This window comes from Dyella silvae (assembly GCF_026421305.1).
In the GTDB taxonomy this organism is placed as follows: domain Bacteria; phylum Pseudomonadota; class Gammaproteobacteria; order Xanthomonadales; family Rhodanobacteraceae; genus Dyella; species Dyella silvae.
Map to the genome: position 1 here is coordinate 38472 of NZ_JAPJBQ010000008.1, position 16909 is coordinate 55380.

Sequence of the window (16909 nt, forward strand, 5' to 3'; positions counted from 1 at the left end):
AGGTGTCTTACTTAGTTTTTCTTTGCCGGTTCCGTCGCGGCCGGTACATCACCCGCGGGCTTGGCCGGAGCCGTTGCCGCGGGGACGTCGCCCTGCGCCGGCTTGGTGGCCTGCGGAATTTCCGCGTTGGCCGGCGCGGCGGGCTGCGCATTCTGCGTTGCCGCCGGCTTGTTGGCAACCCCGGACATCACACCCAGATCGCTGCCGGTTGCAGGCTGCGGCCCACCGTGGTGACCGAGATACATACCCATGCCCAGGCTGAGCGCAAAGAACAGCGCAGCGAGCACCGCCGTGGAGCGAGTGAGGAAGCTGGCCGAGCCGCGCGCACCGAACACGGTAGCGGATGCACCGCCACCGAAACCGGAGCCCGCGTCGGCGCCTGCACCGCGCTGCATCAGAATCAGCACGATCATCGCCGCGGCGATCAAGATGTAGAAAACGCTGAAGATGACGAACATGGTTCTCTTTAAGAGTCCGTGACGCTCAATACGCTGCAGCGCAGATACCCAGGAAATCAGCTGATGCCAGCGAGGCGCCCCCGATCAACCCACCATCTACGTCCGGCTGCGCGAACAATTCCGCAGCATTCGCCGCTTTGACACTACCGCCATAAAGCAGTCGGGTCAGACTGGCAATCATAGCATCTTCTTTTGCGAGTTGGCTACGGATGAACGCATGAACGTGCTGCACCTGTTCGGGCGTGGCGGTGTGGCCGGTGCCGATGGCCCAGACGGGTTCATAGGCGATGACGGCGGTGTCGAACGCGGCAATGCCATTCATCTCGATGACGGCCTTGAGCTGGCGGGTCACCACGGCTTCGGTGAGGCCGGTCTGGCGCTCGGCCAGCGTTTCGCCCACGCAGAGAATCGGGGTGAGGCCACCGGCGCGGGCCGCAGCAAATTTGCGGGCCACCTGCTCGTTGGTTTCGTGGTGGTACTGGCGGCGCTCCGAGTGGCCTACCAGCACCCACTGCGCTCCGGTATCGGCCAGCATGGCGGCGGAGACTTCGCCCGTGTAGGCGCCCTGCCCGTCATGCTCGCTGACGTCCTGGCCGCCAAAACCAAGGCCCGAGCCTGCGTGCTGCGAGGCCAGTTCACCCAGATAAGGGAACGGAGGAAACACGGCTACGTCGATGGCGGGAGGCAATGCTGCGACGATGTCACCGACCAATGCTGCGGCCATGCTGCGGCTCCCATGCATCTTCCAGTTGCCGGCGACGAATTTCTTGCGCATGTTCCCATTCCGTTTCGTGTAAACCCGAAAGCTTACCGATCGACCATGCCACTGGCAATGAAAGGCTGACAAGCCCTTGCATTCACGACAAAAATCAACAACACCAGAAGGAGACCACTTCATGCCCCCAGCCCGCCCACTGACCCTTATCACCGGTGCCTCCGCCGGCATCGGCGCGGCCTTCGCCCGCGATCTGGCTGCACGCGGCCACGACCTGGTGCTGACGGCCCGCAGGGTGGAACGGCTGGAATCCTTGGCGCAGGAGCTGCGCAGCCACCATCAGACGACGGTTACCGTGCTGCCCGCCGACCTGGCGGACCCTGCGGCCGCGCATCAACTGTGCGATGCCCTCGATGCGCGTGGACTCAAGGTGGACTGGCTGATCAACAACGCGGGCTATGGCGTTCCGGGTACGTTCGAGGCGAACGACTGGCCGGTGCACGAGGCGTTTATCCGGGTGCTGATGACCGCGCCGGCCGAGCTCGTGTGGCGTCTGCTGCCCGGCATGCGTGAGCGCGGTTATGGCCGCATCATCAATGTGGCTTCGCTGGCTGGCCACGTGCCGGGTTCGGCGGGCCACACGCTGTACGGCGCGAGCAAGGCCTACCTGATCAAGTTTTCGCAGTCGCTGGCGTTGGAAAACCAACATCTGGGCATCAACGTTTGTGCGCTCTGCCCCGGCTTTACCTGGTCGGAATTCCACGACGTCACCGGCACACGGGAGCTGATGAACAAGCTGCCCGGGTTCATGTGGCAAACCTCTGAGATGGTGGTGCGCGAGGCGTATGACGCGGTTGAGCGTGGCGAGATTGTGCGCGTGACGGGTCGCGTGAATCGTTTTATCAAGGCGCTGACGAAGCTGCTCCCTGACCCGCTGACGTTGTGGCTGTCTGCACGCGAATCGAAGCGCTATCGCGTGCTGGAAACGACTCACTAACTCCGTGCGCGACGCTCGCAGTTGAGGGTGTCGCCAACGACCATGCGGCCATTGCGCTCCACTTCCCAGTCGATGCGGAGCCGCTCTGGCGTCACGCGTATGTATGAGAAGCGTTGCGCGGGTTTTACTTCGGGCGCGGAAGTCCAGATCAAGCGGCCGTCGCGCCAGCCTTCCGAAGAGAAGATGCGTGCGCCGCCGAAGTTGTCGAGGATGGTGGCGTTGTAGCGGCTTGCCTTGGGGTCATAGCCCCATGCTTCTACGGCGTGATACATCGCCGGTGGTGATGTGTCGTCGTGGTGTTTGAGCAAGGCTTTGCCTGCGAGATCGCGTTCGAAATGCAGCTCGGAATCGATGGTTTTGCCGCTGGCGGGGAATACGCCGTGGCAGGTCCACTCGCCGGGTAGATCGGCGAAATCGTGGAAGGGGTCGTCGGTTGCGGCGATGGCATAGCTACTGAGCAAGTACAGACTGCATGCGATCAGCATCGGGCGCATGGCGGACTCCTTGTCATGAGGAGTCCAGCGTAGCTTTGGGCTGATGGAACAGGATCGGTCGGAAGTCATGGGAGGACGTGTCTTCCCGCTCCCGAAGGCGGCTCAGATGAAATGGTGGGGCTAGATTGGCCCCTCACCCCAGCCCTCTCCCCGGAGGGGAGAGGGAGAAGTGGGGTGCACCGCAAGAATCACCGTGCAAGCCGAGAGGAAGCGAAGCGACGGTCCGCTTTAAGTCCTCTCCGCCGTGGCGCGTTGCGGTGTAGCCGTACCGCGTGTCGGATGGATCGATAGGTGCCGATTAACTTAAGCCCCAAGGCTTGTATTAATCACGACGCTACGAGCCCTTTAAGGCCATTTTCTTTGGGTTACTTTCGACGCGAAGCTAGTCCCCGTGGGATCTTTGACTCCGGGCATCCTGCCCTACGCCCTTCGGGCCGGCTTCGCCGTTCGCACGCGCTCCAAGCGCGTGCGTGGGCCAGCAAAAGAAAAGTGACTCGGCCTCCGGCAGGAGGTCGAAACGCCCGCTGCGTAAGCGGCACGCTGGCGGAAACGCCACGCTCAGAGCCAAGAGCAAAGTCACTGGATCCCCGCTTTCGCGGGGATGGCGGTGAGGGAAACTGACTTTGTCGCGAGCACCCGCCCCTCACCCCAGCCCTCTCCCCGGAGGGGAGAGGGAGAAGTGGGGCGTGATCAGATCAGCTTGATTTCGCGCAGGCGCTGCAGCAGGTACTCGTGCGAGGTAATGCTGGTGTCGTAGCGGCTCGGGTTATCGGCCGTCACTGTCTGCGGCAGCGGATCGAGCACCACATCCGGATTCGGATGCAGGAAGTACGGCACCGAGTAACGCGGCTTGCGTGCGTTATCGTTCTGAGGATTCACCACGCGATGCGAGGTGGATGGATACACGTGATTGGTAAGGCGCTGCAGCATGTCGCCGATATTCACCACGATGGCATCGCCTTCGGTGGTGATCGGGAGCCACTCACCTTCGCGAGTAAACACCTCGAGACCCTCGGCACTCGCACCCACCAGCAAGGTGATGAAGTTGATGTCTTCATGCGCACCCGCACGCACGTTGGGGATGTTTTCCTCGGTGATCGGCGGGTAATGGATCGGGCGCAGGATGGAGTTGCCCTGGTCGATCTTGTCGTCGAAGAAGCGCTCAGGCAGGTTGATGTGCAATGCCAGCGCACGCAGCACGCGCGAGCCAAGCTGGTCGAGCGCTTCGAACAAGCCGTAGCCGTTCTTCTTGAAATCGATGATTTCGGCCGGCCAGATGTTGGGCGGCATGACCTCGGCAAATTTCGAGTCGCGCGAAATCTCGCGGCCGATATGCCAGAACTCCTTGAGGTCGGCGAACTTGCTGTCCTTTGCCGTTTCCACTTTGTACGGCGTGTAGCCGCGTGCACCGCCGCTGCCGGCGATGTGGTACTTCATCTTGGTCTCGGTCGGCAGCGCGAAGAACTGCTGGAACGACTCGTAAGCGCCGTCAATCAGCTCGCGCGGGATGCCGTGGCCGCTGATGCAGCAGAAACCGAATTCGCGATAGGCGTTGCCGAGTTCGGCGACGAAAGCGTCGCGGTCGGTGTCGTAACGACGAATGTCGAGGGTTGGAACTTTCTTCATGGCTTGTCCACAGGTGTGCGTGCGGTCCACTTGTCTGTCCGCCACCGCAGGGGCGGGGCACGTCGGGCCAATCCTTGGCGACCTGGGTGTGGGGGCCGGCCTTATCCAGAAGGACGAAGGGCGGGCCCTGACAGGCTCACGAGCGTTCAGCGCTAGATTTTACGACACCAGCAAGCTGTTCGGCCAACTGGCGCACTTCGGCCTCGTCGGCCGCTTCTACGGTGACGCGTACCAGCGGCTCGGTACCTGAGGCGCGCAACACCACGCGGCCGCGGCCGGCCAGTGCACGCTCGGTTTCGGCCAGGGCCTGCCGCACGGGCTCACTGTGAAGCGCTTCGCGTGCGCCATCGGCGCGTACGTTGATCATCACCTGGGGCATCTTGCGCAGGCCCTCGCGTGCCTGTGCCAGATCCTTGCCGGTATAGGCCAGCGCTTCGAGCACGGCGAGCGCGGAGACGATGCCGTCGCCGGTGGTGGCGCGATCCAGAACCAGGATGTGGCCGGAGGTTTCACCGCCAAGGTTGCCGCGATGTTCCTTGAGCTGCTGCAACACGTAGCGGTCGCCGACGTTTGCGCGAATCAGCTTGACGTCGATGGCGGCCAGCGCGAGCTGCAGACCATAGTTGCTCATCAGCGTGCCGACCACCGGGCCCAACAACATGCCCTGCGCATGCCAGGCGTTGGCCAGCACGTAAAGAATGTCGTCGCCATCGGCGGCGCTGCCGTGGCGATCTACCAGCTGCACGCGATCGCCATCACCGTCAAACGCAATGCCGATATCCGCGCCCTGCTCCACCACCGCTCGCTGCAGCGCCTGCGGATGGGTGGAACCGACGTCACGATTGATGTTGAAGCCGTCGGGCTTGTCACCCATGACGATCACGTGCCCGCCGAGTTCGCTGAAGACCTTGGGCGCTACCTGATAGGTCGCACCGTTGGCGCAGTCGAGCACGATCTTCAGGCCGCGCAGATTGAAGTCTTCGGAGACGGTGGACTTGCAGAACTCGGCGTAACGCGTCACCGCGTCGGCAATGCGTGTGGCCTTGCCGAGCTGCTCCGACGGCACGGTGGAGAACTCGAGATCCAGCTCCTCTTCGATGGCTAGCTCCACTTCGTCGGAGAGCTTTTCGCCATTGGCGGAGAAGAACTTGATGCCATTGTCGTGGTGCGGGTTATGCGAAGCGCTGATGACGATGCCCGCATCCGCTCGCAATGAACGCGTAAGGTACGCCACGCCCGGCGTCGGCATCGGGCCAAGCAGCGCCACATCAGCGCCAGCTGCCACCAGACCCGCTTCCAGTGCCGACTCGAACATATAGCCGGAGACGCGGGTGTCCTTGCCGATCAGCACTTTCGGGCGAGGATGGCCATAGCGCGCCAGCACCACGCCCACCGCTCGACCCAGGCGCAGCATGAAGTCCGCACTGATCGGCCATTGGCCGACCAGACCGCGGATACCGTCCGTTCCGAAATATTTGCGTTGTGTCATGGCTCAGCTCCAGGCACCCGCATTTCGTTGCGGCGCCGCGTCCTGCGAAAAGGTTTATTCGTCGTCCGGCCAGCGCGGCGCGGCGGGTTTGGTGTCGCGGCGCACCGGCGTGTCACCTGCCTTGACGGCATGCCATACGGCCAGAGCGTCCACGGTAGCGGCCACATCATGAACTCGTACCACGCGAGCACCGCGCTGCACCGCGATAAGCGCTGCGGCAACGGACCCGGCCGCACGCTCGGCGGGCACTTGCCGACCTGTCATGGCGCCGATCATCGACTTGCGCGACAGGCCTGCGTACACGCCGCTGCCAAGGTTGGCGAACTGCTCCAGCGCGCGCAGCAGGGCAAGGTTGTGTTCGAGCGTCTTGCCGAAGCCGAAACCCGGGTCGACCATGACCTTGCGGCGGTCGATGCCGGCCAACTCGCAAGCGAACAGTCGGTCGGTGAGAAAACGATGCACCTCGCCCACCACGTCGTCGTAGTGCGGTTGATCCTGCATGCTGCGCGGCTCGCCCAGCATGTGCATCAGGCAAACCGGCACGCGCAATTCGGCTGCCGCGTCCAGCGCGCCTTCGCGGCGCAGTGCATAGACGTCGTTGATCATGCCCGCGCCGGCAGCGACTGCCGCACGCATGACTTCGGGCTTGGAGGTGTCGATGGCGAGCGGCACCGTGGTGCGCGCGGCCAGCTGCTCCAGCACCGGTACGACGCGGCGCAGCTCTTCGTTCAAGGGCACGTCTTCGGAACCGGGGCGCGTGGACTCGCCGCCGATATCCAGCATGTCCGCGCCCTCTTCGACCATGCGCAGGCCGTGCGCTACGGCCTCTTCCACCGTGGCATGGCTGCCGCCGTCGGAGAACGAGTCGGGAGTGACGTTGAGAATACCGACCACACGCGGCCGGTCGAGCCGCAAGGGCCGGCCGGCGCAATCGAGCACGGGAGCAAACAGATCATCGAGGGACATGGCGACTCCCGTGTACGCGCAAGGGTGATCTCAGGACTCGCCGCCCAGCGGCCCCATGAACCGGCGGTAATAACGCAGCTCGTCGATGGAGTCGCGAATATCGGACAGCGCGGTGTGCGCCGATTCCTTCGCAAAGCCCTTGCCGATGGCGGGCGCCCAGCGGCGCGCCAGTTCCTTCAGCGTGGATACGTCGAGATTGCGATAGTGGAAGTAGCGCTCCAGCCTCGGCATCTCGCGATGCAGGAAACGGCGATCCTGGCAGATGGAGTTGCCGCACATGGGCGATTTGCCCTGCGGCACCCACGCCTTCAGGAACTCCAGTGTCGCCTGCTCGGCCGCTGCGTGGTCGTCCGTCGAGGCTACCACCTGGTCCCACAAGCCGGATCGGCGATGCTGGTTGCGGTTCCACGCATCCATCCCCTCAAGCCGCTCCAGCGGGTGGCGGATCGCGAATACCGGTCCCTCGGCCAGAATGCGAAGTTCCTTGTCCGTGACAATGGTGGCGATCTCGAGAATGGAGTCGTTGTCCGTATCGAGCCCGGTCATTTCCAGATCGATCCAGATCAGATTGTCTTCGTTCGCTTGGCTCATGCGCCCTCCTGGACGCGCAGTCTACCATCCGCGCCTGCGCCAGCATCCACGGCTGGGACCGGCATGCGATGATCCCCCGTATGCAGACCTTCTTTTGGCATGACTACGAAACCTTCGGGGCCGACCCCTGGCGCGATCGCCCGGTGCAGTTCGCCGGCATCCGCACCACGATGGACCTGGAGATCGTCGGCGAACCGGTGATGTTTTTCGGCAAGCCGCCACGTGAAATGCCGCCCCACCCCGAGGCTTGCCTGATTACCGGTATCACCCCACAGCAGGCCGAGCGTGAGGGCGTGATTGAGGCCGATTTTGCCGCACGCGTGCATGAGCAGTTAGCCCAGCCCGGCACCTGTGGCGTGGGCTACAACTCGCTGCGCTTCGATGACGAAGTGAGCCGGCAACTGTTCTATCGCAACATGTACGAGCCCTACGGCCGGGAGTGGGAGAACGGCAATTCGCGTTGGGATCTGATTGATCTGGTGCGCATGTGCCAGGCGCTGCGCCCGGAAGGTATCGAGTGGCCAAAGCGCGAAGACGGCACGCCGAGTTTCAAGCTGGAGCATCTGGCCACCGCGAATCATCTGCGCCAGGACCGCGCGCATGATGCATTGTCGGACGTTTACGCGCTGATCGACCTGGCGCGGTTGATCCGCGTACGTCAGCCGCGTCTCTGGGACTGGTATTTCGGCCTGCGGCGCAAGCAGCGCGTCTTCGAATTGCTTGACGTCGCTGCCATGACGCCCGTGGTGCATGTCTCGTCACGCTATCCGTCGAGCCGGCATTGTCTGGCCGTCGTGGCGCCGCTGGCCGCTCATCCGAGCCGCCCCGGGGAGATCATTGTCTATGATCTGTCGGGCGATCCTTCCGATCTGCTGGCATTGAACGACGAGGAGATCGCCGACCGTGTGTTCACGGCACGCGCCGACCTGCCCGAAGGTGTCGAGCGGATTCCCTTGCGCACGGTACGCGCCAATCGCGCGCCGGCGCTTGCTCCGCTATCCGTGCTTAAAGGTGTGGATCTGGAACGGCTGCAGATCGACCTTGACCAGGTGCAGATGCATCGCGACATGCTGGCTTCTGCCGAGGGGTTGGCCGCCAAGCTTCGCCGTGTCTTTCAGCGCGCCGCCGATCTGCCGCCGCCGGAGGACCCTGAGCTGGCGATCTACGGCGGCTTTCTACCGGATGCGGATAAGCGCCTGCTCGCCGATATTCGCGCCACCCCACCCGAGCAGTTGGCGCAAGGGGCGTTTCCGTTCCGCGATCCGCGTTATCCGGAGCTGCTGTTCCGCTACCGCGCACGCAACTGGCCGGAAACACTAAACCTCGACGAACAGGCGCGGTGGCAGGCCTTCTGCCACGATCGCCTGACTCGCCCCTCGCCGCTGACCCACCTGACGCTCGATGAGTACTTCGCGCGTATTGCGGCGTTACGTGCAGACGACGCACATCACGACAAACTCGGCATCCTCGACCAGCTACAAGCCTGGGGCGAGATGCTGGCTGCTGACATCGCCCCTCTTGCCGCCTGACCACCGACATCATGGCCAACACTTACTTCTCGCCCGCTACCTTCCGCTTTCTGCGTTCGCTGGACCGCAACAACAATCGCGAGTGGTTTCAAGCTCACAAGGCGGAATACGACCGCGATGTGCGCGATCCGTTTCTTGCGCTGATCACCGACTTGCAGGCGCCGCTGACGAAGATCAGCCCGCATTACCGTGCCGATCCGCGCAAGAACGGCGGCTCGCTGTTTCGCATCTATCGGGATACGCGGTTTTCCAATGACAAGCTGCCTTACAAGCCGTGGCAGGGTGCGCGCTTCTTCCATGAGCGCCGGCATGAGATTCCCGCGCCGTCGTTTTACGTGCATATCCAGCCTGGCGACTGTTTTGCTGGTGGCGGCATGTGGCATCCGGAGTCGGACGCCCTCAAGAAGATCCGCGAATTTCTTGCCGACAACCCCGAGGCGTGGAAGCGTGCCACGCGTGGCAAGACGTTTCGTGATCACTTTCAGTTCTGGGGCGAGTCGCTGACTCGCCCGCCGCGCGGTTTCGACGCGAATCACGAACTCATCGATGACATCAAACGCAAAGATTTTGCGTGCGGCGAAGGCTTTGATGAAAAGCTGGCGTGTTCGGCCGAATTGCTGCCGTGGCTGGTCGATACGTACAAGCGCGTGTCGCCGATGATCGACTATCTGTGTGCGTCGCAGGAATTGGATTTCTGAAGGCTGCAATCCCACCGGCCCCTTCTGATTCGTCATCCCAGCGAAAGCTGGAGGAGCTTCACAACAGCCGAAGGCTGGTCATCCAGTGTCTTTACATGGTGAGGCACGGCATCAAAGTCACTGGATCCCAGCTTTCGCTGGGATGACGAGCATTGGGCGTCGGGGCGATCAGCTCGCTTCTTCCGCCAATCGCAAACCGGGCCTTTGCTTCGCCAGTTTGCGCAACAACGCTGCGAAATTCTGCAGATCCGCGTGCCACGGCGATGCTTCGCGCCAGTACAGGGCGATCTCTCGCCCAGGGGCCTGGCCCTTGAGCTTGGCGAGCACCACATTGGGCATGGAGGCAAGGCGGTCGTGGGCCAAAGCCGGCACGAGCGCATAGCCACCGCGCAGCTCCACCAGTGCGGCAAGACTCTCGAGGCTCACGTCCTGCACGTGGCCGCCACCTAGCACGTCCTCACAATGACTCTCGGTCATGAGCGTGGCGTCGCTGGCCTCGAGCTGCTCGATGCCCACGCTGCGCTTGCCGGCGAGGGCATGGTCCGCACGGAACATCACTTCCCAGGGCTCGAAGAACAGCGGACGCATCGCCACGCCACTCACGGGCGGAACACGTGGCGCAAGCACGGCATCGAGCTCGCCTTCGTTCAAACGACGCAGCAGGCCTCGCGGCTTGCCTTCGGACAGGCTGAGACGTGTACCGGGGAAATGCTGGGGAAACGGCCCGATCAGATGCGGAAGCAGATAAGGCCCCAGCGATGCGGGCACGCCAAGACGCAGCTCGCCACCAAAGGCAACCTCACCGGCGCGGGCAACCTGTTGCAGATGTTCGGCGGCGGCGAGCACGGCATCGATCTGCTCGAGCAATCGCTGCCCGCCCGCGGTCGGTACGATGCGGCGGCCGCCACGCTCGAACAGCGGCGCACCCAGCGCCTGCTCCACCTTTTGAACCTGATGCGAAAGGCCCGACGGACTGATGTGCATCGCGCGCGCGGCGCTGTTGAAGCTGCCATGGCGGCGCACCGCCTGCACCAGCATCAAGTCGCGGAGCGAGACTACCGATAGGTGGGAAGAAATCATCCGCTGGGTGCTGGCCTGGCCTGTAACTGGGCGAAAGCATAAACGACAACGAAGGAGAGGAAGACCATCCTCCCTCTCGCCCTATGCTCGTCATTCCGGCGCAGGCCGGAATCCAGTAGCGAAAATGCTTGGTTATCGCGTTACACAGGGCAAGTCTCTGGAGAGAACCGACCGGTGACGTCACTGGATTCCGGCCTTCGCCGGAATGACGACCACGAAGGGATGAGGCAACGTGCTGCTGTCGAATCCGTTGCAGCGTACAGAAACCGCGCCCGTTCGCACAAAAAAAGGGCGGCTTGCGCCGCCCTTCCCTTGCCATCTGACGATGACTTACCGCATTCAGGCGGTGACCGTGTCGGCCACGTCCTGATAGTCGGCGATCTGGTTGAAGTTCATGTACTTGTAGATCTTCTCGCCATTGGCGTTGATCACGCCCACGTCGGCCATGTACTCCTCCTTGCTCGGGATCTTGCCCAGACGCGAGCAGATCGCGGCCAGCTCGGCCGAACCCAGGTACACGTTGGAGTTCTTGCCCAGACGGTTGGGGAAGTTACGGGTGGAGGTGGAGAACACCGTGGCGCCCTCGCGCACCTGCGCCTGGTTGCCCATGCACAGCGAGCAACCCGGCATTTCCATGCGGGCGCCGGCGGTGCCGAGCACGCCGTAGTGGCCTTCCTCGGTCAGCTGCTGCTGATCCATCTTGGTCGGCGGAGCCACCCACAGCTTGGTCGGGATGTCGCGCTTGCCTTCCAGCAGCTTCGACGCGGCGCGGAAGTGACCGATGTTGGTCATGCACGAACCGATGAACACTTCGTCGATCTTGGCGCCAGCCACGTCGCTGAGCGTCTTCACGTCGTCCGGGTCGTTCGGGCAGGCCACAATGGGCTCATGCACGTCGGCCAGGTCGATCTCGATGACGGCGGCGTATTCGGCGTCGGCATCGCGCTCCAGCAGCTGCGGGTTGGCGAGCCATGCTTCCATCGCCTTGATGCGGCGCTGCAGGCTGCGCGGGTCCTTGTAGCCCTGGGCGATCATGTACTTCAGCAGCGTGATGTTGCTGTTGATGTATTCGATGATCGGCGCCTTGTCCAAGTGCACCGTGCAACCGGCGGCCGAACGCTCGGCCGAAGCGTCGGACAGCTCGAACGCCTGCTCCACCTTCAGGTTCGGCAGACCTTCGATTTCCAGGATGCGGCCGGAGAAGATGTTCTTCTTGCCCTGCTTGGCGACCGTCAGCAGACCCTGCTTGATGGCGTAAAGCGGAATGGCGTTGACGAGGTCACGCAGGGTGACGCCCGGCTGCAGCTCGCCCTTGAAGCGCACCAGCACGGATTCCGGCATATCCAGCGGCATCACGCCCGTGGCGGCGGCGAAGGCCACCAGGCCCGAGCCTGCCGGGAACGAAATACCGATCGGGAAGCGCGTGTGGCTGTCGCCGCCGGTGCCGACGGTGTCGGGCAGCAGCATGCGGTTGAGCCAGGAGTGGATCACGCCGTCGCCCGGACGCAGCGAGATGCCGCCACGGGTGCTGATGAATTCCGGCAGCGTGTGGTGGGTCTTCACGTCCACCGGCTTCGGATAGGCGGCGGTGTGGCAGAACGACTGCATGACCAGGTCGGCCGAGAAGCCCAGGCAGGCCAGATCCTTCAGCTCGTCGCGGGTCATCGGGCCGGTGGTGTCCTGCGAACCCACCGAGGTCATCTTCGGCTCGCAATAGGTGCCCGGGCGCACGCCCTGGCCTTCCGGCAGGCCGACAGCGCGGCCAACCATCTTCTGCGCCAACGTGAAGCCCTTGCCCGTGTCGGCCGGCTGCTGCGGCAGGCGGAACAACGTGGAGACCGGCAGGCCCAGCGCTTCGCGTGCCTTGGCGGTGAGGCCACGGCCGATGATCAGCGGAATGCGGCCACCGGCGCGCACTTCGTCGAACAGCACATCGGACTTCACCTGGAATTCGGCGATCACTTCGCCGTTCTTCAAGGCTTTGCCTTCGTACGGACGCAGCTCGACGACGTCGCCCATGTTCATGTTGGACACGTCGAGTTCGATCGGCAGCGCGCCGGCGTCTTCCATGGTGTTGTAGAAGATCGGGGCGATCTTGCTGCCCAGGCACACGCCGCCGAAACGCTTGTTCGGGATGAAGGGGATATTTTCGCCGGTGAACCACAGCACCGAGTTGGTGGCGGACTTGCGGCTGGAACCGGTACCGACCACGTCACCCACGTAGGCGACCAGATGGCCCTTTTCCTTGAGCGATTCGATGAAGGCGATGGGACCGCGCTTGCCGTCTTCTTCCGGCTGGAACGGGGCGCCATCGCGCTTGTTCTTCAGCATGGCCAGCGCGTGCATCGGGATGTCCGGGCGCGTGGTGGCATCCGGGGCCGGCGACAGGTCGTCGGTGTTGGTTTCGCCCGGCACCTTGAACACGGTGATGGTCAGGCTTTCCGGCACTTCAGGCTTGCTGGTGAACCACTCGGCATCAGCCCAGCTCTGCAGCACGGCCTTGGCGTTGGCGTTGCCCTTGTCGGCCTTTTCCTTGACGTCATGGAAAGCGTCGAACATCAGCAGCGTGTGCTTGAGCGCGTTGGCGGCGACGGTGCCGACCTGTGCGTCGTCGAGCAGCTCGATCAGCGGATGGATGTTGTAGCCGCCGAGCATGGTGCCGAGCAGTTCGGTGGCCTTCTCGCGCGAGATCAGCGCGCTCTTCTCGGTGCCGAACGCCACGGCCGCCAGGTACGAGGCCTTGACCTTGGCCGCATCGTCCACGCCAGCCGGCACGCGGTTGGTGATCAGATCGACCAGGAAGGCTTCCTCGCCAGCGGGCGGGTTCTTCAGGAGCTCGATCAGGTCGGCGGTCTGCTGGGCCGACAGCGGCAGCGGGGGGATACCCAGTGCGGCGCGCTCGGCGACATGTTGGCGGTAGGCGTTAAGCATGTGATCTCGTCCGGTGAACAACAAAAGGGGCAGCGTGCGGTTGCTCACACAACCGCTGCAGAGATCGCCCGACTGGGGAGTCCCGCGTGGCCGCTACCGGCGCTCAACAAGGCGCAAGGCCTTGTCGCCATGCCGTTTTGGGCGGCATAACAGCCCGCTATTTTGCCAGCCGCGGCACCAACGCCGCAACGCAAGACATCGCTTCCGGCTGCGTTCGAAATCTTGCAATGGGGATGTGGCGCAATCCCCATTCGGGTCTCTTGCGTGCCCCGGCTTTTGGCCCAAACTGAATAGCAACGCCGGCGGAGAGGATGCTTTACCTCAGTCCCCCACGAGGCGTCATTCCGGCGCAGGCCGGAATCCAGTCAGGTCAAGGGTAGGTGTTCGCGACAGCCTATCGTGATCGCAACTGGATCCCGGCCTACGCCGGGATGACGGCCTGGAAGACCGAGGCATCTTTTGCAATTCCCCTCACGTTCCGTGCCCTAGGATCCCCAAGCTACGCGTACGCGCGTTCGCCAGACTCACGCAACAGGAGTTAGCACCATGCTGGATTCATTCGCCACCCGCGACACCCTCACTGTCAACGGCAGCCCTTATCAGATCGCCAGCCTGACCAAGCTCGGCCAGCGCTTTGACCTCAAGACCCTGCCCTTCTCGCTGAAGATCCTGCTCGAGAACCTGTTGCGCCACGAGGACGGCGTCAATGTCACCGCCAAGGAAATCGAGGCCGTGGCCAACTGGAACGCCAAGGCTGAACCCGACACCGAAATTGCCTTCATGCCCGCCCGCGTGGTGCTGCAGGATTTCACCGGCGTGCCGTGCGTGGTCGACCTGGCCGCAATGCGCGACGCCGTGGTCAAGCTGGGCGGCGATGCCAAGCAGATCAATCCTCTGGCGCCGGCCGAGCTGGTGATCGACCACTCCGTGCAGGTCGACGTGTACGGCTCGGAGTCCGCGCTGGAAAAGAACGTCGAAATCGAATTCCAGCGCAACCAGGAGCGCTACGCCTTCCTGCGTTGGGGCCAGAAGGCATTCGACAACTTCAAAGTGGTGCCGCCGCGTACCGGCATCGTGCATCAGGTGAATCTGGAGCATCTGGCTCGCGTGGTGTTTACCGCGCAGAAGGACGGTCAGCCGTGGGCCTACCCGGACACCGTATTCGGCACGGACTCGCACACCACCATGATCAACGGCATCGGCGTACTCGGCTGGGGCGTCGGCGGCATCGAGGCCGAGGCGGCCATGCTTGGCCAGCCCTCGTCCATGCTGATTCCGCAGGTGGTGGGCTTCAAGCTCACCGGCAAGCTGGCGGAAGGTGTCACCGCGACCGATCTGGTGCTCACCGTGACGCAGATGCTGCGCAAGCTGGGCGTGGTGGGCAAGTTCGTGGAGTTCTTCGGTGATGGCCTGAAGCACCTGCCGCTGGCCGATCGCGCCACGATCGCCAACATGGCGCCGGAATACGGCGCTACCTGCGGCATCTTCCCGATCGATCAGGAAGCGCTGAACTACCTGCGCCTGTCCGGCCGCGACGAAGCGCAGATCACGCTGGTGGAGACTTACGCCAAGGCACAGGGTCTGTGGCATGACGAAAAGGCGCTGGAGCCGCGCTTTACCACCACGCTGGAACTCAACCTCGCCGATGTAAAGCCCTCGCTGGCCGGCCCCAAGCGCCCGCAGGACCGCGTGCTGCTGGAAGGCGTGCAGAAGAGCTTCCATGACGCCGTGGGCCCGCTTACCGCCAACCGCAAGCCGAGGAACGGCGATACCGCCAGCTTTGCCAATGAAGGCGGCGCCACCGCGATCGGGAATCCTGCCAACGACATCACCGATACCGGCGTGCGCGTGGAGAAGGATGGCCACTCCTTCAAGCTTGGCGACGGCGCCGTGGTGATCGCGGCGATCACCTCCTGCACCAACACGTCCAACCCGGCCGTGATGCTTGGCGCAGGCCTTGTGGCCAAGAAGGCCGCCGCCAAGGGCCTCAAGGCGCAACCGTGGGTGAAGACCTCCATCGGCCCGGGTTCCAAGGTCGTTACCGACTATCTCGAGAAAACCGGCCTGCTGAAGGAGCTGGAGAAAGTCGGCTTCTTTATCGTCGGCTACGGCTGCACCACCTGCATCGGCAACTCCGGCCCGCTGCCGTCCGAAATCAGCAAGGGCATTGCGGAAGGCGATCTTGCAGTGGCATCGGTGCTGTCGGGTAATCGCAACTTCGAAGGCCGCGTGCATCCGGAAGTGAAAATGAACTACCTGGCCTCGCCGCCGCTGGTAGTGGCCTATGCGCTGGCCGGCACGCTGGATATCGACCTGACCAAGGATGCGCTGGGCACCGGCAGCGACGGCAAGCCCGTGTATCTGAAGGACATCTGGCCGAGCAACAAGGAAATTTCCGACACCATCGCTGGCGCGATCAATCCGCAGATGTTCGAGAAGAGCTATGCGGACGTGTTCAAGGGCGACAGCCGCTGGAATCACATCGCCTCGCCGGATGGCGCCGTCTACAAGTGGGACGACTCCACCTATATCAAGAACCCGCCGTACTTCGAGGGCATGACCAAGGAGCCGGGCAGCATCTCGGATGTTCATGGCGCCCGCGTGCTGGGTTTGTTCGGCGACTCCATCACCACCGACCACATCTCGCCGGCCGGTTCCATCAAGAAAGACAGCCCGGCGGGCCGCTTCCTGATCAGCAAGGGTGTCGATCCGAAGGACTTCAACTCCTATGGCTCGCGTCGCGGCAACGACGACGTGATGGTGCGCGGCACCTTCGCCAACATCCGCATCAAGAACCTGATGCTCAATGGCGTCGAGGGTGGCTACACGCTCTACGTGCCCAGCGGCGAGCAGATGGCCATCTACGATGCGGCGATGAAGTACAAGGCGGACAAGACGCCGCTGGTGGTTCTGGCAGGCAAGGAATACGGCACGGGCTCGTCGCGCGACTGGGCCGCCAAGGGCACGCTGCTGTTGGGCGTGAAGGCGGTGATTGCCGAGAGCTTCGAGCGCATCCACCGCTCCAACCTGGTCGGTATGGGCGTGCTGCCCTGCCAGTTCCAGGATGGCCAGAACGCGCAGTCGCTGGGCCTGACCGGCAAGGAAACCTTCGACGTCACCGGCCTCGACGGCGGTGAATCGAAGACGGCCAAGGTCACCGCCACCGCCACCGCCGCCGACGGCAGCAAGAAGGAGTTCACCGTCAAGGTGTTGCTGCTGACGCCGAAGGAGCGGGAGTTCTTCCGCCACGGTGGCATCCTGCAGTACGTACTGCGGCAGCTGGCGGCGAAGAAAGCAGCGTGAGGCTGACACCATGAAGAAAACGCCGCCTTCGG

The 16909-nt window shown here is 63.3% G+C and carries 13 protein-coding genes; 4 read left to right on the forward strand and 9 right to left on the reverse strand.

The features are described 5' to 3' along the window. Positions 1-11: 11 nt before the first annotated feature. Positions 12-458 carry a preprotein translocase subunit SecG gene (gene secG / locus OQE56_RS16880; protein ID WP_267225828.1) on the reverse strand — a complete coding sequence of 149 codons (447 nt, stop codon included), beginning with the start codon at positions 456-458 and terminating at the stop codon, positions 12-14. Between the two features lie 25 nt (positions 459-483). Then, positions 484-1233, reverse strand: coding sequence for a triose-phosphate isomerase (tpiA, locus tag OQE56_RS16885; protein WP_267225829.1), 750 nt, complete (start codon positions 1231-1233; stop codon positions 484-486). 121 nt (positions 1234-1354) lie between these two features. Between tpiA and OQE56_RS16890 the strand changes: the two genes are divergently transcribed. Beyond that, a complete protein-coding gene (locus OQE56_RS16890; RefSeq protein WP_267225830.1) occupies positions 1355-2170 on the forward strand; it encodes an SDR family NAD(P)-dependent oxidoreductase in 816 nt (271 codons plus the stop codon). Here OQE56_RS16890 and OQE56_RS16895 read toward each other — a convergent pair. The 5 genes from OQE56_RS16895 to orn form a co-directional block, all read right to left on the reverse strand. Then, entirely contained in the window at positions 2167-2664 is a 498-nt protein-coding gene (locus OQE56_RS16895) for a hypothetical protein (protein WP_267225832.1), read from the reverse strand. The genes OQE56_RS16890 and OQE56_RS16895 overlap by 4 nt on opposite strands. A gap of 690 nt (positions 2665-3354) precedes the next feature. Then, positions 3355-4290: an isopenicillin N synthase family dioxygenase gene (locus OQE56_RS16900; RefSeq protein ID WP_267225834.1), complete on the reverse strand. Its 936-nt coding sequence runs from the start codon at positions 4288-4290 to the stop codon at positions 3355-3357. A gap of 136 nt (positions 4291-4426) precedes the next feature. After that, positions 4427-5779 (reverse strand): phosphoglucosamine mutase, encoded by a 1353-nt coding sequence (gene glmM, locus OQE56_RS16905; protein ID WP_267225835.1) that lies wholly within the window; start codon positions 5777-5779, stop codon positions 4427-4429. Positions 5780-5833: 54 nt separating this feature from the next. Next, positions 5834-6745, reverse strand: coding sequence for a dihydropteroate synthase (folP, locus tag OQE56_RS16910; RefSeq protein ID WP_267225836.1), 912 nt, complete (start codon positions 6743-6745; stop codon positions 5834-5836). 30 nt (positions 6746-6775) lie between these two features. Beyond that, positions 6776-7336 carry an oligoribonuclease gene (orn, locus tag OQE56_RS16915; protein ID WP_267225838.1) on the reverse strand — a complete coding sequence of 187 codons (561 nt, stop codon included), beginning with the start codon at positions 7334-7336 and terminating at the stop codon, positions 6776-6778. A gap of 80 nt (positions 7337-7416) precedes the next feature. Here orn and sbcB point away from each other — a divergent pair, with 80 nt between their 5' ends. Both sbcB and OQE56_RS16925 read left to right on the forward strand, forming a co-directional pair. Continuing rightward, positions 7417-8865, forward strand: a complete 1449-nt coding sequence (gene sbcB / locus OQE56_RS16920) for an exodeoxyribonuclease I (RefSeq protein ID WP_267225839.1) — start codon at positions 7417-7419, stop codon at positions 8863-8865. Positions 8866-8876: 11 nt separating this feature from the next. Then, positions 8877-9563 carry a DUF2461 domain-containing protein gene (locus OQE56_RS16925; protein ID WP_267225840.1) on the forward strand — a complete coding sequence of 229 codons (687 nt, stop codon included), beginning with the start codon at positions 8877-8879 and terminating at the stop codon, positions 9561-9563. Positions 9564-9731: 168 nt separating this feature from the next. On the opposite strand, the gene OQE56_RS16930 is transcribed toward OQE56_RS16925, so the two are convergent. Next, on the reverse strand, positions 9732-10643 hold the full coding sequence (locus OQE56_RS16930; RefSeq protein ID WP_267225841.1) for a LysR family transcriptional regulator: 912 nt from the start codon (positions 10641-10643) through the stop codon (positions 9732-9734). Positions 10644-10982: 339 nt separating this feature from the next. Continuing rightward, positions 10983-13574 carry a bifunctional aconitate hydratase 2/2-methylisocitrate dehydratase gene (acnB, locus tag OQE56_RS16935; protein WP_267225842.1) on the reverse strand — a complete coding sequence of 864 codons (2592 nt, stop codon included), beginning with the start codon at positions 13572-13574 and terminating at the stop codon, positions 10983-10985. A 546-nt stretch (positions 13575-14120) separates the two neighbouring features. Here acnB and acnA point away from each other — a divergent pair. Beyond that, complete coding sequence (gene acnA, locus OQE56_RS16940) at positions 14121-16877, forward strand: aconitate hydratase AcnA (RefSeq protein WP_267225843.1); 2757 nt, start codon at positions 14121-14123, stop codon at positions 16875-16877. The last annotated feature ends 32 nt before the right edge of the window (positions 16878-16909 follow it).